This is a genomic window from uncultured Actinomyces sp., from assembly GCF_963542285.1.
In the GTDB taxonomy this organism is placed as follows: domain Bacteria; phylum Actinomycetota; class Actinomycetes; order Actinomycetales; family Actinomycetaceae; genus Pauljensenia.
Map to the genome: position 1 here is coordinate 202,456 of NZ_CAUTWQ010000001.1, position 23,962 is coordinate 226,417.

The 23,962-nt window shown below is 55.4% G+C and carries 24 protein-coding genes; 21 read left to right on the forward strand and 3 right to left on the reverse strand.

Annotated elements, in window-relative coordinates:
* Positions 1–130: 130 nt before the first annotated feature.
* The 3 genes from pflA to pflB all read right to left on the reverse strand — a co-directional run bounded on the left by pflA (position 131) and on the right by pflB (position 3,598).
* The gene (gene pflA, locus RW023_RS00910) at positions 131–1,012 is read right to left on the reverse strand and encodes a pyruvate formate-lyase-activating protein (protein WP_315579453.1); all 882 of its coding nucleotides are present in this window, start codon (positions 1,010–1,012) and stop codon (positions 131–133) included.
* A 141-nt stretch (positions 1,013–1,153) separates the two neighbouring features.
* Positions 1,154–1,405, reverse strand: coding sequence for an autonomous glycyl radical cofactor GrcA2 (gene grcA2, locus RW023_RS00915; protein ID WP_009409237.1), 252 nt, complete (start codon positions 1,403–1,405; stop codon positions 1,154–1,156).
* Between the two features lie 72 nt (positions 1,406–1,477).
* Positions 1,478–3,598 carry a formate C-acetyltransferase gene (gene pflB, locus RW023_RS00920; protein WP_315579454.1) on the reverse strand — a complete coding sequence of 707 codons (2,121 nt, stop codon included), beginning with the start codon at positions 3,596–3,598 and terminating at the stop codon, positions 1,478–1,480.
* A 357-nt stretch (positions 3,599–3,955) separates the two neighbouring features.
* Here pflB and RW023_RS00925 point away from each other — a divergent pair, with 357 nt between their 5' ends.
* From RW023_RS00925 to RW023_RS01025, 21 genes are all read left to right on the forward strand, one after another.
* Positions 3,956–5,260: a homoserine dehydrogenase gene (locus tag RW023_RS00925; protein ID WP_315579455.1), complete on the forward strand. Its 1,305-nt coding sequence runs from the start codon at positions 3,956–3,958 to the stop codon at positions 5,258–5,260.
* A gap of 20 nt (positions 5,261–5,280) precedes the next feature.
* Positions 5,281–6,243 carry a homoserine kinase gene (gene thrB / locus RW023_RS00930; protein WP_315579456.1) on the forward strand — a complete coding sequence of 321 codons (963 nt, stop codon included), beginning with the start codon at positions 5,281–5,283 and terminating at the stop codon, positions 6,241–6,243.
* Between the two features lie 246 nt (positions 6,244–6,489).
* Positions 6,490–8,172: a transcription termination factor Rho gene (gene rho, locus RW023_RS00935; protein WP_399499187.1), complete on the forward strand. Its 1,683-nt coding sequence runs from the start codon at positions 6,490–6,492 to the stop codon at positions 8,170–8,172.
* A 106-nt stretch (positions 8,173–8,278) separates the two neighbouring features.
* Positions 8,279–9,946 carry a DUF5129 domain-containing protein gene (locus RW023_RS00940; RefSeq protein WP_315579458.1) on the forward strand — a complete coding sequence of 556 codons (1,668 nt, stop codon included), beginning with the start codon at positions 8,279–8,281 and terminating at the stop codon, positions 9,944–9,946.
* A gap of 196 nt (positions 9,947–10,142) precedes the next feature.
* Positions 10,143–10,364: a 50S ribosomal protein L31 gene (rpmE, locus tag RW023_RS00945; RefSeq protein WP_009409245.1), complete on the forward strand. Its 222-nt coding sequence runs from the start codon at positions 10,143–10,145 to the stop codon at positions 10,362–10,364.
* A gap of 89 nt (positions 10,365–10,453) precedes the next feature.
* Positions 10,454–11,554, forward strand: a complete 1,101-nt coding sequence (gene prfA, locus RW023_RS00950) for a peptide chain release factor 1 (protein ID WP_315579459.1) — start codon at positions 10,454–10,456, stop codon at positions 11,552–11,554.
* Positions 11,551–12,420 (forward strand): HemK/PrmC family methyltransferase, encoded by an 870-nt coding sequence (locus RW023_RS00955; RefSeq protein WP_315579460.1) that lies wholly within the window; start codon positions 11,551–11,553, stop codon positions 12,418–12,420. Before prfA ends, RW023_RS00955 begins: the two co-directional genes overlap by 4 nt.
* 6 nt (positions 12,421–12,426) lie before the next feature.
* The gene (locus RW023_RS00960) at positions 12,427–13,071 is read left to right on the forward strand and encodes an L-threonylcarbamoyladenylate synthase (RefSeq protein WP_315579461.1); all 645 of its coding nucleotides are present in this window, start codon (positions 12,427–12,429) and stop codon (positions 13,069–13,071) included.
* A gap of 19 nt (positions 13,072–13,090) precedes the next feature.
* Positions 13,091–14,242, forward strand: coding sequence for an MraY family glycosyltransferase (locus tag RW023_RS00965; RefSeq protein WP_315579462.1), 1,152 nt, complete (start codon positions 13,091–13,093; stop codon positions 14,240–14,242).
* Positions 14,239–14,670, forward strand: a complete 432-nt coding sequence (locus tag RW023_RS00970; RefSeq protein WP_315579463.1) for a hypothetical protein — start codon at positions 14,239–14,241, stop codon at positions 14,668–14,670. Before RW023_RS00965 ends, RW023_RS00970 begins: the two co-directional genes overlap by 4 nt.
* A gap of 98 nt (positions 14,671–14,768) precedes the next feature.
* A complete protein-coding gene (gene atpB, locus RW023_RS00975; protein WP_315579464.1) occupies positions 14,769–15,656 on the forward strand; it encodes a F0F1 ATP synthase subunit A in 888 nt (295 codons plus the stop codon).
* Between the two features lie 48 nt (positions 15,657–15,704).
* On the forward strand, positions 15,705–15,908 hold the full coding sequence (gene atpE / locus RW023_RS00980) for an ATP synthase F0 subunit C (protein ID WP_315579465.1): 204 nt from the start codon (positions 15,705–15,707) through the stop codon (positions 15,906–15,908).
* A complete protein-coding gene (locus tag RW023_RS00985) occupies positions 15,908–16,471 on the forward strand; it encodes a F0F1 ATP synthase subunit B (protein WP_315579466.1) in 564 nt (187 codons plus the stop codon). The genes atpE and RW023_RS00985 overlap by 1 nt, the downstream gene beginning before the upstream one ends.
* Positions 16,471–17,259, forward strand: coding sequence for a F0F1 ATP synthase subunit delta (locus tag RW023_RS00990; protein ID WP_315579467.1), 789 nt, complete (start codon positions 16,471–16,473; stop codon positions 17,257–17,259). Before RW023_RS00985 ends, RW023_RS00990 begins: the two co-directional genes overlap by 1 nt.
* A 37-nt stretch (positions 17,260–17,296) precedes the next feature.
* Positions 17,297–18,937, forward strand: coding sequence for a F0F1 ATP synthase subunit alpha (atpA, locus tag RW023_RS00995; RefSeq protein ID WP_315579468.1), 1,641 nt, complete (start codon positions 17,297–17,299; stop codon positions 18,935–18,937).
* A 2-nt stretch (positions 18,938–18,939) separates the two neighbouring features.
* Positions 18,940–19,869, forward strand: coding sequence for a F0F1 ATP synthase subunit gamma (locus RW023_RS01000; RefSeq protein WP_315579469.1), 930 nt, complete (start codon positions 18,940–18,942; stop codon positions 19,867–19,869).
* Between the two features lie 26 nt (positions 19,870–19,895).
* Entirely contained in the window at positions 19,896–21,341 is a 1,446-nt protein-coding gene (gene atpD, locus RW023_RS01005) for a F0F1 ATP synthase subunit beta (protein WP_315579470.1), read from the forward strand.
* A gap of 1 nt (position 21,342) precedes the next feature.
* Positions 21,343–21,609 carry a hypothetical protein gene (locus RW023_RS01010; RefSeq protein WP_315579471.1) on the forward strand — a complete coding sequence of 89 codons (267 nt, stop codon included), beginning with the start codon at positions 21,343–21,345 and terminating at the stop codon, positions 21,607–21,609.
* Between the two features lie 58 nt (positions 21,610–21,667).
* Complete coding sequence (locus tag RW023_RS01015) at positions 21,668–22,075, forward strand: DUF2550 family protein (protein WP_315579472.1); 408 nt, start codon at positions 21,668–21,670, stop codon at positions 22,073–22,075.
* Positions 22,076–22,116: 41 nt separating this feature from the next.
* Entirely contained in the window at positions 22,117–22,815 is a 699-nt protein-coding gene (nucS, locus tag RW023_RS01020) for an endonuclease NucS (RefSeq protein WP_315579473.1), read from the forward strand.
* Entirely contained in the window at positions 22,815–23,945 is a 1,131-nt protein-coding gene (locus RW023_RS01025; protein ID WP_315579474.1) for a DNA glycosylase AlkZ-like family protein, read from the forward strand. The genes nucS and RW023_RS01025 overlap by 1 nt, the downstream gene beginning before the upstream one ends.
* The last annotated feature ends 17 nt before the right edge of the window (positions 23,946–23,962 follow it).

Consider the following 23,962-nt stretch of genomic DNA (forward strand, 5'->3'; position numbering starts at 1 on the left):
GCCGATTTTTCTCAGGCAGTACAGCCTCCGTCAATGGAACGATAAAGCCTCAATCGTGGCAATAAAGTAGCCGCCCCTGAATCTAGATGGGATTCTAGGGGCGGCATAATTTTTGCTCGTCTACAGTTTCTCAGTGGACTTCGAAGCCTAGACTACGGAAGTAATCACGAACCTTGTCTGTTGCTTCGGGCGATGGTGGCTTCGTGTCTTCCAGCTTGTATTCGAGTCCCAAGCTCTTCCACTTATCGGAACCAAGCTGGTGGAAGGGAAGAACCTCAACACGGTCAATGACGTTCTTCCATCGCAAGACGATCTCTCCGACTTGACGGATGTTCTCCGGATCATCGGTCAGACCGGGAACTAAGACGAAACGGATCCAAATTCTGGTCGGACCACTCCGCTGAGCGATGCGATCACCAAAGTCGATGGTTGGCTGGAGGTCACGGCCAGTGACTTCCTTGTAGGTCTCAGGGAAGCCGGACTTCACGTCCAGAAGGACAAGATCAAGGTTGTCCAGCATCTCGTCGTCGCAGTTAGCGCCAAGATAACCGGAAGTATCGATGCAGGTGTGGATCCCCATGGCTTTCGTGCCCAAGATAATGCGCTTGGCGAATGCTGGCTGCATGAGGACCTCGCCACCGGAAAGGGTTATTCCACCGTTGGTCGCCTTAAAAACCCTTCGGTAGCGACGGATCCTATTCAAAAGCTCCTCATCTGAAATGGGAGCGCCATCCTTCATGAGGAAGGTATCGGGGTTGTGGCAGTACAAGCAGCGAAGCGGGCAGCCGTTGAGGAAGACCGTCATGCGGGTTCCGGGGCCGTCAACGGCAGTGACCAATTCCCAAGAGTGGATTGAACCAAGGGTTCCCTCACGCATTCGAGCCAAGCGATCCGAACGCTCAAGGTCAGTCAACTCTTCCAGGCCTTCAACACCCTGGCCGGCTGTTCGAGCCGTCGGTGCCTGGAAATCCTGATCGCGAAGTAGCTCAGCGCTGCTCATAGTCATGGTCATTGTGTGCTCCGTGGATTACTACCCAAAGGGTTGGTTCCTACCTAGAGGAACGACAGAAAAATGAGAAAAATTTCGTGATCCGCCAGATAAATGAATGGGGCGCGGGCCCTGCGGCCAGCGCCCCATTCATGTCATCTACGCTCAGGCGGAGTGGTGGAAGGTGCGGGAAAGCACGTCCAGCTGCTGCTCGCGGGTGAGCTTCACGAAGTTCACTGCGTAGCCCGAAACGCGAACGGTCAGGTTCGGGTAGTTCTCGGGGTGCTCCATTGCGTCTTCGAGGGTTGCCTGGTCGAGAACGTTGATGTTGGCGTGGTACAGACCAGCGCCTTCCTCACGCTCTTCGCGGGCGGCCTTCATGGAAGCAAGACGCTCTTCGTAGGTCTTCGTTGCCATTTCATTTCTCCTTTTCTTCCGGGTGGGGCCGGATAGACAAGCGGTGTTCCGTTTGCCTAAGACTTGTTTCTATCAGTAACCCTTGGTGCCGTCGTAGGCGCAGGAATCGTCGGGGACGAAGCCTGCATCCAGGATGCCAACCAGGTTGGTGATCTGCTCGTCACGCGTACGACCAAGGCCCTGAGGGGTAATGGTGTTGGTCAGCGAGATGCCGTCCAGCGCGTCGTTGTAGTCGAGCTTGGCGACCGAAAGCATGGAGGCGACCATGCCGTGGGTATCGATACCGTTCTCGGGGTTTGCACCGGGTGCGAAGGGGGTGCCCTTCTGGTGGCCCGAGGGGAAGGAACCGGTTGCCTTACCGTAAACAACGTTCGAGGTAATGGTCAGCACCGACTGGGTCGGGATTGCATCACGGTACATGGGGATTGCGCGAATCTTATCCATGATGGTGTGAACGACAGTTGCTGCAATGTCGTCGGCGCGATCATCATCGTTACCGTAGGTCGGGAAGTCTCCCTCGGTGCGGTAGTCGACAACCAGTCCGGTTTCATCGCGAATCGGGTAAACCTTCGCGTACTTGATAGCGGACAGGGAGTCAGCAACGATGGACAGGCCAGCAATGCCGCAACCCATGGTGCGAACGATCTCGGAATCGTGCAGCGCCATCTCTACTGCCTCGTAGGCGTAGCGATCGTGGCAGTAGTGGATGATGTTGAGGGCCTCAACGTAGGTGCCCACAACCCAGTCCAGCATCTCTTCGTACTTTGCCCAGACCTCGTCGAAGTCAAGCGGGCCGTCACCCTTAATGGGTTCGTAGCCTTCCATGACCTGCTTTCCGCTCATCTCATCGCGGCCACCATTGATGGCGTAGAGGAGAGCCTTTGCAGAGTTCACACGGGCACCGAAGAACTGCATCTGCTTGCCAACGCGCATAGGGGAGACACAGCAAGCGATGGCTGCGTCATCGCCCCAGTGCTCACGAATCTGCTCGTCGGACTCGTACTGAATGGAGGAGGTCTCGATCGAGATCAGTGCACAGAATTCCTTGTAGCCCTTGGGGAGCTTCTCATCCCAGAAGATGGTGATGTTCGGCTCGGGTGCGGGGCCCAGGTTACGCAGGGTCTGCAGAAGACGGAATGCGGTCTTGGTGACCAAGGTACGTCCATCTTCGCCAAATCCTGCATCCGACCAGGTTGCCCAGTAGGGGTCTCCGGAGAAGATCTGATCGTAATCGATCGTGCGCAGGAAGCGGGTGATGCGGAGCTTGATGACCAGGGAGTCGATGATTTCCTGAGCCTCGAGCTCGGTGAGGGTTCCGCGCTTAAGATCGCGCTCGAAGTAGCAGTCGAAGAATGCGGAGAGACGGCCGATCGACATTGCGGCGCCGTCCTGGGACTTCACGGAGGCAAGGTAGCCGAAGTAGGTCCACTGGACTGCTTCGTGTGCGTTGCGAGCGGGGCCGGAGATGTCGAAGCCGTAGTCGGCTGCCATCTTCTTGAGCTTCTTCAGAGCCTTGATCTGCTCCGAGTGCTCCTCGCGGTAGCGTGCCCAGTGCTCTGAGAAGGGCTGATCTGCGTAGCGATCCTTGTCCTTCTGCTTTTCCTCGATCAGGTGGTCAACACCGTAGAGTGCAACACGACGGTAGTCGCCAATGATGCGGCCACGGCCGTATGCATCAGGAAGACCGGTGATGATGTGGGAGGAGCGCGCTGCGCGGATACGAGGCGTGTAGATATCGAAGACCGCGTCGTTGTGAGTCTTGCGGTACTGGGTGAAGATCTTCTTAACCTCGGGGTCGACCTCCTTGCCAGCTTCCTTAATAGCGGTCTCGACCATACGCCAGCCACCGTTTGGCATCATTGCACGCTTCAGAGGCGCATCGGTCTGCAGGCCGACGATGACGTCGTCATCATCGCTGATGTAACCGGGCTTGAAAGCGTCGATATCGGCGGGGGTGTGGGTGTCAACATCGAGGATGCGAACCTTACGTTCCTTGGACAGGTAGTCCTTTTCGAGCGTCTCCCAGACGCGCAGGGTCTTTTCGGTCGGCCCGGCCAGGAAGGAGGCATCTCCTTCGTAAGGGGTGTAGTTGCGCTGGATGAAGTCGCGCACGTCGATTGCTTCGGACCAATGGCCCTTGACGAAACCGTCCCAGGCGTCGGTTGCGACGTCGACGGTCTGCTGATCAGTCATGTTCCCTCTTCTCGGTTGCCGTGGCTTTCGGACTGAAAACCTCCGGTTGATAAGGCATCGGCCTCATCTTTGGTGCCGTATCGGGCATCTGCTAATAGTCTCTCGCACTTGGTGCATCGACAGCATCTTTATGCCTGTTCTGTGTATATGCCATGTCTAACAATCTGGGACTTTTGTCGCGCCGGTCACTCACAGTCTAGGACAAAAGTCCTTTTTTGACATTGAGTGTGCTGCATGCAGTTCATTGGTTGATGAGGCTGTGCCTTCAGGGGGTGTGCACAGTAGACTCGTCACTGGTCCATGAGCAATTTCAGCTGATTTTATATACGTGCCATTTGGCGCCCATGAGGAGTAAATGTGAACACGACACCATCCCCGATCCGTATTGGAGTTTTGGGTGCAGGCACTGTTGGCGCTCATGTGATCCACCTTCTTCAACAGTGGTCGGATGAGTATGAACGTCGTTTGGGTACTCGGCTCGAGGTTCAATCTGTGCTCGTACGACGCCTAGACGCCAAGCGTGCCTTTCCTATTGATTCTTCGTTGCTGACGACTGATCCCTATGAAGTCATTGCGGGAAAAGACCTTGTCGTTGAATTGATCGGTGGGGTCGATCCGGCTTACGACTATGTCATGGCTGCCCTGAAGAATGGCAGCGCGGTCATCACTGGTAATAAGGCTCTTATTGCTTCTCGTGGGCCCGAGCTTTTTGCTGCCGCGCGCGAGGCGAATACCCGCCTTTACTTCGAGGCCGCTGTTGCCGGTGCAATTCCTGTGATTGGCGCTTTGATGTCATCCCTGCGCGGTGATCGGATTCGCCAGATTGCTGGAGTGGTCAATGGGACGACGAACTTTATTCTTGATCAAATGACCACTCAGGGAGCGGACTATGACGAAGCTTTGGCTCAGGCCCAGGAATTGGGTTTCGCAGAGGCTGATCCCAGTGCCGATGTTGAGGGCTATGATGCTTCAGCTAAATGCGCGATTATGTCCTCTCTCTCCTTTGGACGTTGGGTCAGCGTTGAGAGCGTGCCCCGTCAGGGGATCGTCGCGCTGTCGAGAGAGGACATTGCACTGGCCGAACGTCTTGGCTACGTCATTAAGCTTGTCGCTCGCGCTCAATATGATGAGGAGGTAGGGGAGCCTGTTCTTCGTCTAGGGGTTGAACCGACTTTTGTCCCTCATGATCATGCCTTCGCCTCTCTTCACGGGCCCGCGAACGGTGTTTTTGTCAATGCTCAGGCTGCAGGAACACTCTCATTCTTGGGCCTTGGGGCGGGCGGCTTCCCAACGGCCTCGGCTGTCTTGGGGGACATTGTTGCCGCCGCGCGTGACCGTCTGAGTGGGCTGGGAGCAATGCGCGAAGAAAATGAGTTGCCTGTGAGGCTTTCAGATAATTGGAGTGTTGTTTCGCCATTCATTATCAGTTTGAGCATTCCGAACACTTCAGGTGTGAGTGAGTCAGTGAGTAGGGTGTGTTCCTCGCTCGAAGTGTCGCTACAGGGGATCGATATCGAAGCGGGAGATACTGAAGGGGAAAGTGTTGTGACCCTGACGACCCAGGCTATCGCGCGAGACCGCGCCCATGGCCTCGTCGAGACACTGGCGCATGAGCTCAGCGCTCATGTTCCACCCGCAATCTTCCCGCTCCTGGATATCTAAATTCTGGAAAGTGACCCTCCATGCGCATCACTCAAGATTTCGTCGCTGTTCGCGTTCCTGCTACCTCGGCTAATCTCGGACCTGGTTTTGATTCCTTCGGTCTTGCCTTAGACCTGTGGGATGAGGTCAGTGTCCATGCGACCGCGGGGACAACTCACGTGACCATTGAAGGTGAAGGGGCAGGAGTCCTCGACGAAGGCGAAAATCACCTTGTCGTTCAGGCGCTGCGTATGGGGCTGGATGCAGCAGGCGTTGCGCAGGTTGGCATCCAGATGCGCTGTATGAACCGGATTCCTCATTCTCGAGGCCTTGGTTCCTCGGCCTCGGCAATCGTCGCTGGTCTTGGGCTTGCTCGCGCGCTTATCGGAGATCCCGAGGCGCTTACCGCGGAGGATATCCTCTCGATTGCGACCGAGATGGAAGGCCATCCGGATAACGTCGCCCCGGCTATCGGCGGCGGAGTGACGATTTCATGGATGGATGGTGAGGCGCCGGGCATGCTGCGTCTTGCAGGGGAGGCGCCGATTGAGCCCGTTGCCTTTATTCCTGATTTTGAGCTGGCGACCTCGAAAGCACGCGCTGTACTTCCGCAGCAGGTCCCCTTTGATGATGCAAAATTTAATCTTTCGCGTGCTGGAATCTTGGCTGCTGTCCTCAGTGGGCAAAACCATGTCATTGGGGCGGGGAAGAATATTCATGACCTGCTCATGGCTGCGACTGAAGATCGCCTGCACCAAGACTATCGACGTCAATCAATGCAACCTTCTCATGCTTTGGTGACCTGGCTTCGTGGTGCTGGTAAAGCAGCGGTGATCTCTGGTGCGGGACCAACAGTGCTCAGTCTTGAAAGCATTGATCCCAAGGTTCAAGCCGATGCTCAGGCGGCAGGGTGGGCAGTGCGTCCTTTGAAACTTGCCGCGTCAGGTCTTCAAATTACTCGCGGCAATCTTTCAAAGATTAACGGTGGATGCATATTTGTGTGATTTAGCGCGCAGAGCAAAACTGTTTGCGTGAAAGTAGTGAGAAAACGTGTTGAGCTTGCTACTATCGCACTGAAGGAAATCCTTCGATCTCCAAATATGGAAATTCTTCCGTGTTCCTGTTGGGACATGTCCTTTCTATTCATCTCATGTTGATTGAGAAGTTCACCTGGTCTGTTGTGAGACCATGCATGTGAGGATTACCAGTTGAGCAACGATGTGACCACCCAAGAGCGCGAATTCTCGCGCATGAAGTTGGTGGAACTCAAAGCCATGGCCACCGAACTGGGCCTTAAAGGCGTTTCTGCAATGCGTAAGCCCCAGCTGATTGAGGCGCTCAGTGCTGCGCAAGGTGGCGCGCCCAAACAAGAAGAGGCCCCGCGTTCGCGTCGCCGTCGCGTTGCGCGTGAGGAAGCGAGCGAGGCCCCGCAGATCAATATTGAACTGCCTGCTCCCGTTTCGCAGTCAACCTCGGAAGAGCGTTCCTCGAATGACGCTGGCCTTCCGCGAAAGAGCCGTCGTCGTCGCGTTGTTTCCAGTGAGGCTGCAGAACCGCAGACCGTAACCTTGGATCTGCCAACCCCGACCCGTCACGAAGAAGAGGAAAGTGCTCCCGCGCCGGCGCAGCACATTGAGATTGCTCTTCCCGATAGTGATGATCCCGAGGCCCGCGATCGTTCCCGTCGTGATCGCGAAGGTCGCCGCCGTGGACGCGGACGTGAGGGACGTCGTGAACGCGGTGAGCGCAATGAACGCGTGGAGCGTGGCGAGCGTCGCGAGTCTGCGCCGGTCTCCGAAGAGAATCTTGCACCGATTGCGGGCATCTTGGACGTTCAAGAAAACCACGCATTCGTTCGTACCTCCGGCTACCTTCCCGGACCCAACGATGTTTATGTCACCCTCGGCAATGTTCGTCGCTGGGGACTGCGTCCCGGTGATGCTGTCGCAGGTGCGGTTCGTGCACCCCGTGAAGGCGAGCGCCAGCGCCAGAAGTACAACGCGCTGGTTCGCGTTGACTCTGTCAATGGTATGAGCATTGAGGACGCGCAGGCGCGCCGCGAGTTCTCCAAGCTCACGCCGATTTACCCCGATCAGCAACTGCGAATGGAGACCTCCGCAAAGGCCTTCACTCCTCGCGTGATCGACTTGGTTGCCCCCATTGGTAAGGGCCAGCGCGGTTTGATTGTTTCGCCTCCGAAGGCCGGCAAGACCATGGTTATTCAGCAGATTGCCAAGGCTATCGAATTGAATAACCCCGAGGTTCACCTCATGGTTGTTCTGGTTGATGAGCGTCCTGAAGAAGTGACCGATATGCGCTCCATCGTCAAGGGTGAGGTTATTGCTTCGACCTTTGATCGTCCCGCATCGGATCACGCAATTGTTGCAGAGCTGGCGATTGAACGTGCCAAGCGACTGGTCGAGCTCGGTCAAGATGTCGTCGTTCTTCTTGACTCAATCACCAGGCTTTCGCGTGCGTACAACCTCGCCGCACCGGCCTCGGGTCGAATCCTCTCCGGTGGTGTTGATGCCTCGGCGCTCTACCCGCCCAAGAAGTTCTTTGGTGGCGCACGTAACCTGCGTGAGGGTGGATCGCTGACCATCATCGCTTCGGCTCTTGTTGAGACCGGTTCGAAGATGGATGAAGTGATCTTCGAAGAGTTCAAGGGTACTGGCAACATGGAGCTGCGTCTGTCTCGCCAGCTCGCCGACCGCCGAATCTTCCCAGCCATTGACATCAATGCCTCGGGAACGCGTCGCGAAGAAATGCTGCTTAAGCCCGAAGAATTGCGCATTATGTGGAAGCTACGCCGCGTTTTGGGCACTTTGGATCAGCAAAGTGCGCTGGAAGCGGTTTTGGATCGTCTGAAGGAAACCCAGTCGAACGCAGAATTCCTCATGCTGGTTCAAAAGCAAGTGCCATCTGCCGACTAATCGGCGGGACTTACGGGGACGGAAGGAAAAATCCTTTCGCCCCCGTTTGTTTAGTCTTTGACGGTGCGCGTATCCTCAGTGAGTCTGCGTTAGGAGAACTAGCTTCATGTCGAATACACCTCAAGCTTCACCCGAAACTCCCGAAAAATCTCAGAACACGCGTCGACGTGGCGTGATCCGATTAGTGCTTTCGCTAGTACTGATGGCTGTATGTCCACTGTTTTTCCTGAGTTCTTTTATCCAAAACGGGATCAGCGGGGCAAGTAAGGCCGATTTCGCTCCTGAGGTTGTTGTTGAAGATCAATCGTCAGTCTTCGAAGATGTCAACGGGCAATCCTTGGGTACCGCCATGGAATCCATAGGTTTTCGTCAGCCTATTAAACTGGTGATTCTCTCAACCGATAACGTACCGACTGGAAATCTCAACGAAGCAGTTTTGAACTATGCTCGTTCAAACCACAAAGAATGGTTAAATGCGGGCCGGGATAAGTGGGCAGACGGCCTAGTGATTCTTGCGGTTTCCCCCAGCTACCGAAAAGTTGGGACGTATTTTGGTGAGGACGTCAAGGTCTCTTCCTCAAAACAAAGCAAAATTCAAGAGGCCGCGAAGGATGACTTTCGATCCGGTGAGTGGAGTCAAGGGATGCTCCAGGCAGCTCAGGCAGCTGCTAAGTACGTGCCGGACTCTTCGGGTAACGGTGGGGGAGACTCTGATTTCCCACCTCTGTATTCTTTCGCCATGCTGATTGCCGGTGCAGCGAACCTACTTAGGGGGTTCCGTCTGCGCTCCTCGACAAAGCGGAACCTTCGTGAAGCGCGAGCACACTGGGATGTTGTTCAGGCTGATCGCTATCGTGCAGAGCAAGCCTTTGCAGCTATTGGGGATGCAGGCAAATACAAGACCGGACTTGATATGCGCTACAAGCGCTATCAGTCAGATTTCGTCGAGGCCGGTAAAGAATGGGACGAAATCGGTAATCCCACTTTCTTGCAAACCCTCAGCGCGGCGCTCAATAACGCCAGTGCCGACTTGCGTCAGCGTACCGAATCTATGGATGCGAGCGATGACACCTTCGCTGCCGCGGCTGAGTTCTTCAATCTGGGAGCCGGATGGGTTGACGTCTGGATGAAAGAGATTGGCCCGGTCATGGAAGACCTTGAGGTCCTCTGCGAATTGGTGACTTCTGTCACTGAAGAAATGGGCACTCCTGATGCGATACGCGGTCGTGATGAAATTCTGCAGTGGGCCAGCCAGCAAATGGCACTGATCGATTCCCTGAAAGAACAACTGGCAAAGGGCGGCATTACTCCAATCGCTGCTCTTGAAAAGCTCGATGAAATCGCTGAAGGCACTCGCCGCTGGGCAAAGGGAATTATTCTTGCCTCCTTGAAAGCTGATCCCTCCTCGAATAGCGATAAGCGCTACGAGCAATGGGAGAACTCCCAGAAGGAACGTGAAGCCGCCGATGCTGCTGATTACACCGGGTACTACCACCTGAACGGTGTTCTACATAACTACGATCCTGCCAAAACGATCCGCTTGAACTCGCAGTCCGCGGGTATCGATCTTGCTGCTTTGAAAGCTGCCGCATTCGGTACCTATGCAGGGTGGAACTCCTCCACGGATAACTGGTACTTATATCAACCTCTATCGACTGATCGTTCGTATTATCAGTCCGCGCACTCATGGACACCCAGTAGTGATTCATCGAGTAGTGACTATGGAAGCTCAGGAGGGGGCTTCTCGGGATCTGGCTCGTCCTCGTCGTTCTAGACCAGAGCATTACCTATTTCACGCAGGGCGAATGAACTGAGCGTGAAAAAATAGCGATTCGCATGGCATAATGTCATGTCGGCTTCCGCCTCACCGGAGTGCTTCTTCGAGAGAATCGAAGAAGGTGACTCGTTGCCAGATGCAATGAGCACTGCATTTCGGACCCGGAGCACCAAACGATCCAGGAGATATTTCCATGAAGAAGGGCATTCACCCCGAATATGTGGATACCGTTGTGACCTGCACTTGCGGCAACACCTTCCACACCCGTTCCACCATCACCTCTGGCGAGATGCGCGTGGACGTTTGCTCCGCTTGCCACCCGTTCTACACCGGTAAGCAGAAGATCCTCGACACCGGCGGTCGTGTCGCCCGTTTCGAGGCGCGTTACGGAAAGCGCGTACGCCCCTCCAAGTGAGCTTTTACTCGGCGCCGACGACTTATGGTCGTCGGCGCCGATGTGTTTAAACAGCTACCCTTGAACTACTCCCGCAGGAAGGATCAGACATGAGTGCTCTTGGAGAAGAATTCTCCGCATTGGACGCGCTACTTGACGAACACGCGCAGCTTGAAACTCGAATGTCTGATCCGGATGTCCTTTCTTCCCCCAAGCTTCTCAAGCAAGTCTCTCGTCGTTACGCGGAGCTTTCGCGCATCAAAGCCGCTGCGGATCAGCTGGAGCATGCGCAGGGAGATCTCGAGGCCGCTCGGGAGCTTGCCGAAGACGATTCCTCTTTCGCAGAGGAAATCCCCGCATTGGAAGAAGCAGAGCGAAGCGCTCACGAACATCTTCTGTCGATCCTTGCGCCGCGAGATCCTGATGATGCCTGTGATGTCATCTTGGAAATCAAAGCTGGTGAAGGCGGTGAAGAATCCGCACTCTTTGCCGCTGATCTTGCCCGGATGTATCTGCGCTACGCGGATTCGAAGGGGTGGAAGACCACTGAGTTGTCCTCCACTTACACGGAGCTAGGCGGTTTTAAAGAAGTCACCCTTGCGATTAGAGCCTCTGGTAATCCCGCACCAGATGAGGGAGTGTGGGCGCACCTGAAGTATGAAGGGGGAGTGCACCGAGTACAGCGAGTCCCCGTCACTGAGTCGCAGGGACGTGTGCATACCAGTGCTGCGGGCGTTTTCGTCATGCCCGAACTTGAAGTCGATGATGAGATTGTCATCGACCCCAACGATTTGCGAATTGATGTCTACCGTTCCTCAGGTCCGGGTGGGCAGTCGGTGAATACCACCGATTCAGCTGTCCGCATTACTCACCTTCCTTCGGGCATCGTCGTTTCCATGCAAAATGAGAAGTCTCAGCTTCAAAATAAAGAGGCCGCGCTTCGCGTTCTTGCTTCGCGCTTAGCTGCTGAAGCAAAAGCCAAGCGCGAGGCTGAGGCCTCGGCACAGCGCCTTTCTCAGGTTCGAACTGTTGACCGTTCGGAACGTGTTCGTACGTACAACTTCCCCGAGAATCGCATTGCTGATCACCGCAGCGGTTTCAAGGCGTACAACCTCGACCAGGTGCTTGACGGCGCGCTTGACCCGGTTATTGAATCTCTTCAAAGCGCAGATGAGGCCGAACGTCTCGCCTCTGCCGACGCACATGTATGAGTTCGCAAGCTGAGCTCATTGCATGGGGTTCATCCCTCCTGAAAGCCCTTGAAGGTGATGAAGGGGGAGCGACTCCTTTGGCCGAGGCGCGTCACCTCTTAACGTGGGCCTTGGGCGTTGATTCTTTGCTATTCGCCCCCCGCGAAGTTCCTCCATCCAACGAGGCCGCCTACCGTGCTGCAGTCTCCCAACGCGCCCAACGCCACCCGCGAAGCCATGTGACCGGTGAAATGTATTTTAGAGGCCTTGTTCTTTCAGGTGGTAAAGGAGTCTTCACTGTTCGGCCCGAAACCGAGATGCTCGTCGAGCATGTTGAGGAGCTGACACGTTCCGGAGCGCTTCCTGATGGTGAATGGGTTGATCTGTGTACTGGGTCGGCAGCGATCGCGCTTGCACTTTCTACTGAAACTGGCCATCAGGTGACCGCCGTTGAAATTGACTCCGATGCCTTTGCTTACGCCGAGCGCAACCTCGCTCGATACCCGGAAGCCCAGATTCGCCTCGTCAAGGGGGACGCGACGGCCAGCGACACTCTGAGCGAGCTCAATGAGAAAACTTCATTGGTCGTAACAAACCCGCCCTACGTGCCCGCTCAGGAAGCACCGACACAAATCGAGGCCCAGCAGGACCCCGCGCGCGCTCTATACGGTGGGGGAGACGACGGTACTGAAATTCCTCGTCGGATTATTGAACGTTCGCGTGAGCTCCTTGTGAGTGGGGGAATGCTTGCTATGGAACACTCTCCCTCACAGGCACAAACGCTCCGACAAGTCGCGGTGATGAACGGATTTACTCAGGTTCATACTCGCAGTGACTTAAGCGGAGTTGAGCGTTTCCTCATCGCTTGGAAAACACAGAGAAAGTAATTCACAGTGGAACATATTTTTGAGTGCGCTCATGGCTGGGCAAAGGACGAGCTCGACCTCCTTAAAGGACAGATCCGGGAGGGCGCCTTGGTTGTCCTGCCAACTGATACCGTGTATGGAATCGGAGTATCCGCCGATGATCACGAGGGCGTTCGTCGTCTTCTTGCGGCGAAAGGCAGAGGCGAGACAATGCCCCCTCCTGTACTAGTCGCCTCTGTTGAGCAGGCGCGGAGTGTCTCAATTGACCTTGACGACGATGCCATTCGGCTCATGAAAGCCTTCTGGCCGGGTGCACTAACTCTGATTGTGCGTGCAAACCCCAGTGTGAACTGGGATCTGGGAAAAACTCACGGTACCGTCGCGCTTCGCATGCCCAATCATCCGCAAGTGTGTGAGCTGCTCGAGGCCGTGGGGCCGATGGCCGTGACCTCAGCCAATCTAACGGGAGAACCTCCTGCGACAAATATCGATGAAGCGCTCGGATACTTCCGTGGCACGGTAGACTACTACGTGAATTCGGGGCCGACCCAGAGCGCACAAGCGTCCACAATTATCGATTGTGCACACGGACAGGCTCGCGTACTTCGCGAAGGAGCACTGAGCGTAGAAGATATTGCCAGGGTGCTGGACTACCAGCCCCTAGCTCGCTGAGGGAGGAGACATCGACGCCGTGAAGGTCTATGTCCTGCTGATGGTCGTGGCCGGAGCACTCACCGTGCTGCTGACACCGCTGGTCCGCTGGGCATGCCTGCGTTGGGGGATTGTCCCCAAGCTGCGCAGCAGAGATATCCAATCCACTCCGATTCCTCGACTTGGAGGAATCGCGATCACCATCGCTCTCGTGATCACGATGCTCATCAGCGCACGAATTCCCTATATGTCGCCTCTCTTTGAAACGAATGCTGCCTGGGCTGTTGTCGTGGGTGCACTCGCAATGTGCATTCTCGGCGTAGTCGATGATGTCGTGGAATTGGACTGGCTGACGAAACTTTCCGGACAGATTCTGATCGCAGGATCGATGGCCTTCAACGGCGTGCAATTGGTAAGTTTCCCAATTTTTGGTGTCACGATCGGCTCCTCACGCCTCTCCTTGATGCTCACCGTTTTTCTCATCGTCGGAATCATGAATGCGGTCAACTTCATTGACGGTCTGGATGGTTTGGCTGCTGGTGTCGTCGGGATCGGAGCTGCGGCGTTCTTCGACTATTCCTATGTGCTCACGCGGATCATGGGAGCGGCTTCATACGCTACGACTGCATCTTTGGCAGTCATCACCTTGGTCGGAGTCTGTTTGGGCTTCTTGTGGTTCAACTTCCACCCATCCTCAATCATGATGGGTGGAGGCTCTGAGACAATGGGCTTGGTTCTGGCCGCTGCAGGAATCATCGTTACGGGGCAGGTCGACCCTTCTGTTTTAGGCGGACAACAGCTGTTGGTTTCCTTCCTTCCGCTATTGCTTCCTATTTCGGTCATCTGCGTACCCATTGGAGATCTCGTCGTCACCACGATTCGACGAATGCTCAGGGGGAAGAGTCCCTTCCACGCGGATCGCTCGCACTTCCATGACCGTCTACTTGCTAGGGGACACTCGCACCGAGGTGTTGTCGCAATCTTATGGATGTGGACAGCCCTAGTAGCTTTCCCTCCGGTCGCCATTCTTGTCCATGACTGGAAACGCGTTGCACTGTATGCACTTCCGGCACTGGCCTTGGGGGTCTGGCTCACCGCTTCAGAATTCCCCGCTTTTACACGTGTGCGTCGGCGTACGCGTCAGGACCACGTTGAAGCTACCACCCCCGAGAATTCCAAGGAAAATGCATGAGTGATTCTTTGCAGGCGCATCAGGAAGATATTCAGTTGGTCATGCGCCGCCTGTGGGGTGTCATTGCTGCGGGTGCCTTGATTGTCTCTGTATGGCAAGCATGCGTCGGATACGGTCTGCGTAGCTTGTTTGTTCCTGTACTGATGTTAGCGTTGGGCGCTGTCACGCATGTGTGCCTTGGCGCTATGATTCGTAGTGATGCAACGACCCGGCCGATGTGGATTTGGGTCCATATGCTCGGAACATTTGCCATCTTCATCGGTGGGTTGTTCCTGAGCAAAGCTTTGGGAGTATCTGCGATTGTCACCGGACTTGTTCTCATTTGTGAGCACTTCGTCGTATTTATCTTTTTGGGCATTGCATTTTCGCGCATTATGCGTGAGCACTCTCGAACTGAAAGCGCTTCGTATAACGAAGAAAATGACTGAGGGATCTTTCAGAGGACAATCTCTGGACGTATAACTGCATCAAGGCAACTAGCTGGGCTACACTAGACCAGGTTGACCCTAGTGAGGAAGTGAAACACGTGGAAGCGACAGTTCTCGGCGAAGAGAAAACCGCGCAACGCCGTTTCGTCATGCCCTTGTGGTACATGGTTTTGATCGGTGTTGTTGCTCTCATCGTTGTTCTGACTTTCGTTCCTGCGGTGACGCAGGCGCCACATGCGCCGGGTATCGGCGATTTCTTCCCCGACACGATTTTCGGTGAAGGAACGCTCTTCCAATTTAATCGCCTGACACTGGTGCGCGTGGTCGCTGGAATTACACTGTGCTTGGTTTTCTGGCTCGGTGCGCGCAGCGTCAAGCTTGTGCCGGGCCGTGGTCAGGTCCTTTTGGAAATGGCCGCAGAGTTTGTCCGTAACGGCATCTCGATCGCCATGCTAGGGGAGGGCCGTGGAAGGCGTTGGGCGGCGTTCCTGGGCGTTGTCTTCTTCGGTGTTCTCTTTATGAACATTCAGGGCGTGATCCCGGGAATGAATATCGCCGCTTCCTCAGTCATGGCGGTTCCGCTCGTCTTTGCCGTTATCGCCTATGTTGCATTCGTTGGCGCCGGAATTAAACAGAATGGATTCTTCCACTTCTTCAAGTCGCAGCTATTCCCCAAGGGGTTGCCGTGGCCGATCTACTTCTTGATTACGCCGATTGAATTCTTCTCGACATTCATCGTTCGTCCCGTAACGCTTGCCATCCGTCTTCTATGCAATATGATTTCGGGTCACTTGCTGCTTGGATTGAGCTATTTCGGTACCTCGAATCTCCTCATGGCTGCCGGTGCAATGAAAGCAGGCGCTGCTTTAACTGGAGTTGCAGCAGTTGCGGCCACTCTCTTCGAAATTTTCGTTGCTGTCCTGCAGGCATACATTTTCGCCATGCTGACGGCCGTTTACATCAGACTTTCAGTCGAAGAACACTAAAGGCTTCTTGCGCCTTCGACTGATTCACCCAAGGAAAAGGAAAGAAAAATGACCGGATCCCTTGCTTACATCGGCTACGGCCTCGCGACCATTGGCCCCGCTATCGGCATTGGCCTCCTGGTGGGAAAGACCCAGGAAGCAACTGCACGTCAGCCTGAGGTTGCCGGCAAGCTCTTCACCAACATGATTATTGGTGCGGCACTTGCTGAAGCTCTTGCCCTGATCGGCTTCGTTCTGCCCTTCATCGTCTGATGTTCACGATGCTCGTTCCTATGTCCGAAGAATCGGTCGGAGGAATCAGCGTTGTCCTTCCCCCTCTTTATGAGATTTTCTGGTCAGCGCTGATCCTGTTGATCATTCTTCTGGTCGTCGGTCGCTATGCGCTGCCGCGGATCTACTCAATGATCGACGAGCGACGCGAAGCGATTCAGGAAGGCCTCGAGGCCGCTGAGAAGGCGCGCGCAGATTCTGCTGCAGCCTCTCGCGAAAAGGATGAGCTGCTGCGCAACGCTCAGGCGGAGGCGCACCAGATCCGTGAAGATGCGCGTGCGCAAGCCCAGCAGATCATCGCTCAGGCTCGCAACGAGGCCCTAGCGGAAGCACAGCGAGTTCAAGACGCGGCTCAGCGTCAGATTCTCGCTGAACGTCAGGCTGCGCAAATTTCGCTGCGTAGCGATGTCGGCCTGCTTGCCAGTGAGCTTGCAGAGAAACTGGTGGGCGAGCATCTAGAGAACACCGATCTCACTGCGCGTGTGGTCGATCGTTTCCTCGATGAGCTCGAGGCTGAAGAGATTCGCGTTGGCGGTGTGAACTGATGACTCCTGAGCAGTTACGCGAACGCCTGACGCAGGTGAATGATGACCGTATGACGCTTGCGGAAGATTTGTTTGGTGTCGCGGATTTCCTTCGCACACACTCTTCCGTTCAGCGTGCCCTGACTGATCCCGCGCGGAGTCAGACCGACAAAGACTCTCTTATTGACCGTCTTTTCGGCCCTGTTGTGGGTGAAGTTTCGCTTCAGTGTTTGCATGACCTGGGGCAGGGGCACTGGTCTCGTCCGCGTGACATCGTGCTGAAAATTGAAGATGCGGGTTGCGATGCAGTCCTGCTCAATGCTCAGCTTGACGGGGTTCTTGAAGAGACAGAAGCGCAATTGGTTGCGATTGCTGTTTTCCTCCAGTCTCATCGCGATCTGCGAAACGAGCTGTCTAATTTGTCGGCCTTGTCCCCAAAGGGACGTGCTGACTTGGCGCAGCGGGTTTTTGGTAGCGTCGTGAACCATCCAACTTTGCGCCTCCTACGCCGCAGTGTCGGTCGAGCCTCTCACGGCCACCTCTTAGAGAAGCTTCGAGGCCTCGCTGCGCGCGCTGCACAGCTATCAGGTCGGCGCTTCGTCTTTGTCGAATCGGCTCAAGAACTGCGCGAGGATCAGAAGAATCGTCTTGAAAAGATTCTCGAGAAGAAACTGGGAAGCCCGGTCTCTGCAACCTACACTTTGCGTCCGGATCTGCTCGGCGGCCTCGTCGTCCGAATGGGCACGGAGCGCGTCGACGCATCACTGGCCACGCGGGTCGGTGCTTTGAAACGTTCGATCGTCGGTTAGCCCGATGTGTTCGAGGAATAGATAGAAGGATAACTCAATGGCTGATCTGTCCATTAGCCCCGAGGAAGTACGGGCGGCGCTCGACTCCTTCGTGGAATCGTATCAACCCGCACAGGTCGTGACCGACGAGGTCGGACATGTCACGGAAACCGCCGACGGCATTGCTCGCGTTGAGGGCCTTCCCGGCACGATGGCGAATGAGCTTCTGCGTTTCGAAGATGGAACGCTGGGCTTGGCGATGAACCTTGAACAGCGCGAGATCGGTACCGTTATTCTTGGTGACTTCTCGTCGATTGAAGAAGGACAACCTGTTTACCGCACCGGTGAGGTTCTCTCCGTTCCCGTTGGCGACGGATACCTGGGGCGCACGGTCGACCCCCTGGGTCGTCCCATCGACGGCCTCGGTGAGATCACTGACCTGGATGGGCGCCGCGCCCTGGAACTCCAAGCTCCCGGCGTCATGATGCGTAAATCCGTCCACGAGCCGCTGCAGACCGGTCTGAAGGCCATTGACTCGATGATTCCGATCGGTCGTGGTCAGCGTCAGCTCATCATTGGTGACCGTCAGACCGGTAAAACAGCGATCGCGCTGGATACCATCATCAACCAACGCGATAACTGGCTCAGTGGCGACGTTAATAAGCAGGTACGCTGCATCTACGTGGCGATCGGCCAAAAGGGTTCGACCATCGCATCCGTGCGCTCAACCCTTGAAGATGCTGGCGCCTTGGAATACACGACGATCGTCGCCTCTCCCGCCTCGGATCCTGCAGGCTACAAGTACATGGCTCCCTACACGGGTTCTGCAATTGGTCAGCACTGGATGTACCAGGGCAAGCACGTCCTCATTGTCTTCGACGATCTTTCTAAGCAGGCCGAGGCCTACCGTGCAGTTTCCCTTCTGCTGCGTCGTCCGCCGGGGCGTGAAGCCTACCCCGGTGACGTCTTCTACTTGCACTCGCGCCTCCTTGAGCGTTGCGCAAAGCTCTCCGATGATCTCGGTGGCGGATCGATGACGGGCTTGCCGATCATTGAAACCAAGGCAAATGACGTTTCCGCTTACATTCCGACGAACGTTATTTCCATTACTGACGGCCAGATCTTCCTTCAGTCTGACCTGTTCAATTCGAATCAGCGACCGGCTGTTGATGTCGGTATTTCGGTCTCTCGTGTCGGTGGTGCGGCTCAAATTAAGGCCATGAAGAAGGTTGCCGGTACTTTGAAGCTCACGCTTGCGCAGTACCGTTCGATGGCGGCCTTTGCGATGTTTGCATCCGATCTTGATGCTGCCACGCGTCGCCAGCTGACCCGTGGCGAGCGGCTCATGGAGCTTCTCAAGCAGCCGCAAAACTCGCCCTATGTTGTTCAAGACCAGGTTGCCTCAATCTGGGCTGGAACAAATGGTTACCTCGATGACCTCGAGGTGAGCGAAGTTCTCTCCTTTGAAAGCGGTCTGCTGGACTACTTGCGTGCAAACTCCACGGTGCTTGACGAGATCGCCGCCTCCGGTGAACTCTCAAAGGAAACCGAAGAAGCCTTGCGCACTGCGGTTGAGGCCTTCCATGGCCAATGGGTGAGTGCGAAGGCTGCACCGGTCTCGCTTGATGACGCTGAGGTGCAGGCTGAGCGTTCTCAGGAAGAAATCGTTCGTTCGCGTCCGGTAGTGTCTGAGGCCTGAGTATGGGCGGACAACAAAGGATCTATAAACAGCGGATTGCTTCAACGCAAACGCTGGCTAAGGTCTTTCGTGCGATGGAAATGATTGCAGCCTCGCGTATCGGTGCTGCCCGTCGTGCAGCCACCGAATTAGGGCCTTATGAGAAGGCCCTTACGCAGGCGGTTGCCGCCGTTGCCATCCACACGGATCTTGAACACCCGCTGACTCGTGAGCGTCACGATACGCCACGTGTCGCGGTCCTTGTGGTAGCTTCCGATCGAGGGATGGCCGGAGCCTACTCTGCAACGATTCTTCGCGAGGCCGAACGTCTTGTTGAACGCCTTGAAGAAGAAGGAAAGGTTCCGGTCCTCTACACCTACGGTCGACGTGCCCAGGCGTACTTCCGCTTCCGGGGCGTGGAGATAGAAGATTCGTGGGAAGGGGAGTCTGATTCGCCTTCCCAGGAGATCAGCAATCAGATCGCTCGCGAACTTCTTGAACGATTCACAGATCCGCATCACCTCACCGGCGTGTGCGAAGTTTACTTGGTCTACACGCAATTCAAGTCGATGATGAGCCAGGTACCCGAAGTTCGACGCATGATTCCGCTTTCCGTTGTCGATGCTCCTGAAGGAGATAGCGAACGAGAACAAGAACGCGGAGTTCACGAGGAAAACACTGAGATTTTCCCCGAGTACGAGTTCATTCCTTCACCTGAAGCGGTTCTTGACACCCTGCTGCCGCTTTACGTGTCCAGCAGAATTCGTAACGTCCTCTTGCAGGCCGCGGCTTCAGAACTGGCTTCGCGGCAACGTGCGATGCACACGGCAACTGATAACGCGGAAGAACTGATTACGAAATACACGCGTCTGGCGAATTCGGCCCGCCAGGCGGAGATCACTCAAGAGATCACGGAAATCGTGGGCGGTGCCGACGCATTGGTCCAGGGCTGAGGCCCGTGCACATGGAGAATACACAAATGACTACAACTTCAACTGGACAGGGACGGGTCGCACGCGTGGTCGGCCCTGTTGTCGATGTCGAATTTCCGCCGGATGCGATTCCTCCGCTGTACAACGCTTTGCACGTTGATGTGAACTTAACGGGGCAAGGCGAGGGCGAGACCAGCCAGACCATCACCCTTGAGGTTGCACAGCACCTCGGTGACAACCTCGTGCGTGCTATCTCCCTGAAGCCGACCGACGGCATGGTTCGTGGTGCAGTCGTCACCGATACCGGCGCGCCGATTTCGGTACCGGTTGGTGATATCACCAAGGGACACGTTTTCAACGTGACAGGCGATGTGTTGAACCTTAAGCCCGGTGAACATCTGGAAATCACGGAACGCTGGCCCATTCACCGCCAGCCTCCCGCATTCGACCAGCTTGAGGCCCGTACGAAGATGTTCGAAACGGGTATCAAAGTCATTGATTTGCTCACCCCATATGTTCAGGGTGGCAAGATTGGTCTCTTCGGTGGCGCAGGTGTGGGCAAGACCGTTCTGATTCAGGAAATGATTCAGCGTGTTGCTCAGAACCACGGTGGTGTGTCAGTCTTCGCGGGCGTTGGTGAACGTACGCGTGAAGGAAATGACCTCATTCATGAGATGGAAGAGGCGGGTGTCTTCGATAAGACAGCATTGGTCTTCGGGCAGATGGATGAGCCGCCAGGGACCCGTCTTCGTATTGCGCTGACCGGTTTGACCATGGCAGAGTACTTCCGCGATGTTCAGCATCAGGACGTGCTGCTCTTCATCGACAACATCTTCCGTTTCACTCAGGCCGGTTCAGAGGTTTCGACGCTGCTGGGCCGTATGCCCTCCGCTGTTGGTTACCAGCCGAACTTGGCTGATGAAATGGGACAGCTCCAGGAACGTATTACCTCGGCAGGTGGCCACTCCATCACCTCGCTTCAGGCAATTTACGTCCCTGCCGATGACTACACGGACCCGGCGCCGGCAACAACATTCGCGCACTTGGATGCAACCACGGAGCTTTCGCGTGAAATTGCTTCCCGCGGTATTTACCCGGCTGTTGATCCGTTGGCTTCGACTTCTCGAATCCTTGACCCTGCACTGGTTGGTCGCGAGCACTACGACACCGCTACTCACGTGAAGGCGATTTTGCAGAAGAACAAGGAACTTCAAGACATCATTGCGATCTTGGGTGTCGACGAATTGTCCGAAGAAGACAAGGTGACCGTTGCACGTGCACGTCGCATTGAGCAGTTCCTCTCGCAAAATACCTACATGGCTGAGAAGTTCACCGGTGTTGAGGGCTCGACTGTTCCACTGTCCGAGACTATCGAGGCCTTCAAGCGCATTGCTGAGGGCTATTACGATCAGGTCCCGGAGCAGGCCTTCTACAACATTGGTGGCATCGACGATCTTGAACGTCGTTGGCACGAAATCGAGAAGGATAACTGACGTGCCTGCCACCGATAAGTTGCAGGTAGAGGTCGTCTCACACGAAGGTCGGCTGTGGCACGGGAGCGCTTCCCACGTGAGTTTTCCTGCAACAGATGGTTCAATTGGTGTGCTTCCCGGCAGACAGCCACTGCTCGCGGACCTCGTTTCGGGCCGCGTAAGCGTGACTACTGAAGACGGCGTTGTCGACTTCGATATCGATAAAGGTCTGGCATCGGTAGATTCCGACTTTATTACGATTGTCGTGGAACACGCTTCCCAGATGTAGATGAGTGGTGTGTGGGCTTAAACTGTCCGCACACCCTCATTCTTGTCAGGAGGTTTTCATGGTTGTGTTGAACATTATCGTGATGCTCCTCCTTGCCTTATTTATCATCTGGCTGCTTCTTAATCTGCGCGCGCGTCATCTCGATCAACAAGATGGTGCTTTTCGGGCGTGGGCGCGACTTGATTCCCATTCCGGATGGATGTCAGGAATCGGTCAGTATCAGGGGGACCGCCTGTGTTGGTATCGCTTGATTGCCCCTTCAATGAAACCGCATGTCATCCTTCCCCGACACGGACTTGAAGTCTCCCTTCCCCTGCAACGCTCGACCGATGGATCAATGGTTGAGGTCCGCCTGACATCAGGGGATGTTTTTCTGGACCTTGCAGTTGAACCATTGACCTATAACGGGCTTGTGTCCTGGGTAGAATCCGAGCCTCCCGCAATCGAACATGGCTCTACGCTCTAGTTTTATTCCCACGACACTGCCAGTTCCAGAAAGGTAAGTTTTTGCGCGTTCTGATCGCTTCATGTACGGTCGATTACTCAGGCCGCCTCAGTGCGCACCTCGATCGTGCAGTCCGCTTGATTATGCACAAGGCGGATGGCTCTGTACTGATCCATTCTGATGGCGGATCATATAAGCCCCTGAACTGGATGAACGCGCCGTGTACTGTCACTACTGAGACCCCTGAAGAAGGCGAAGAACTCGACGGTGTCACCCAGGTTTGGCAGGTCCAATCTGATAAGACTGATGACCGACTAGTTATTCGCATTCACGAGATCATCAGTGACGTCACTGAAGAGTTTGGTGTCGATCCGGGACTCGTCAAAGACGGTGTCGAAACCCACCTTCAAGAACTCTTGGCAGAACAAGTTCCGCAGGTACTGGGCGAAGGATGGGAACTGGTGCGTCGCGAGTATCCCACTCCCGTTGGTCCAGTTGACCTGCTTGTCCGTGATCCGCAGGGGCTGCCCGTTGCTATCGAGGTCAAAAGACGTGGAGGAATGGATGGCGTTGATCAGTTAACGCGCTATCTGTCCCTCTTGGGCCGCGATCCTTTGCTTGATGGGATTAGGGGGATCTTTGCAGCTCAAGAGATTACGCGGCAGGCTCGTACCCTGGCTGAAGATCGTGGTATTGACTGCCTCATTCTCGATTACGACGCCATGCGAGGTTTTGACGATCCCGATTCCCGTCTCTTCTAATGACTTACACTGCACTCACTCTGAGCCTGGCGCGCATCATTAGCCAAGGCCTCGTCGAAGAAACGGCTGCGGATCATCCCACTGCTGCGGTCGACAACATGCTTGCTTTGCAGGCGCAACTTCCTTCTTCGATTCCGTGGGCTATTAATCTTCGTGTGAAAGAGCCTTCTGTTCGTGCGATTGATGAGGCTTTTGAGTCTGCTGAGCTTGTGCGTTCGTGGCCTATGCGCGGAACAATCCATGTCACCAGCGCGCAGGATCATCATTGGCTGCGTCAGGTGCTTCGACATCGGTATCGCACATGGATGCGCTCGTTTGAGGAAGAGGGATTGACTCGCGCGCGTATAGAAGAAGCCGCGCAGATTGCATATTCGCGCATTGCTTCGGAGGGACCTCAAAGCCGTGAAGAACTGTGCGCGGTTTGGGAGCAGGAAGGAATCCGAACAGGTACGCGCCCACAACGCGAAGCGGCCCTTCAAGCGGGGGAGAGAGGGACCTTCCTTGACCGTCGTAATCTTTTCCTTGCATTGCATATTGAGGGATTCCTCGTGGGCGGTCCCAAGCGGGGTAATTCCTTCCTTTTTTGTGATGCGCGAGCTTTGCCTCTTGCAGAAGGGGTCGCCCAGGGAGAAGGCAATCACGAGGCCGCGCTGGCTGAACTTGCGCGTCGCTATGCCTGGGGACATGGGCCAGTGAGCGCTGAAGACCTTGCGCGTTGGGCGGGCATTCCCAAGCGCGAGGCCGCTCGAGCTTTAGAGGGGGCCGCACAGGAAAAGCCTGGGCAAGACTTTCCAATTATCCACACGCCAATGGGATATCACCGTGCAGATCTTGACGCACTCCTGCGCACTCATGCCGAGGAAGCCCGTTCGCTCATTTCCTTTCCTTCTTTTGACGAGATTCACGTTGGTTATGCAGACCGTTCGTGTCTGGCCGATGCTCAAGCAGAACACGCGATTTGTCCAACGAAGAACGGAATGTTTCGGCCTTTCATCATCGAAAATGGCTGTGTCATTGCGGTGAAAGACCCGCGCGCGGGATATCAATTTGTCGAATCTTATAAGGGAATACCCTCCTCAGAACTTCTTGAACAAGCGGAGGCAATTGCTCAGGTGATGAGTGGAAATTGACTGCGAATGCGCTGGTC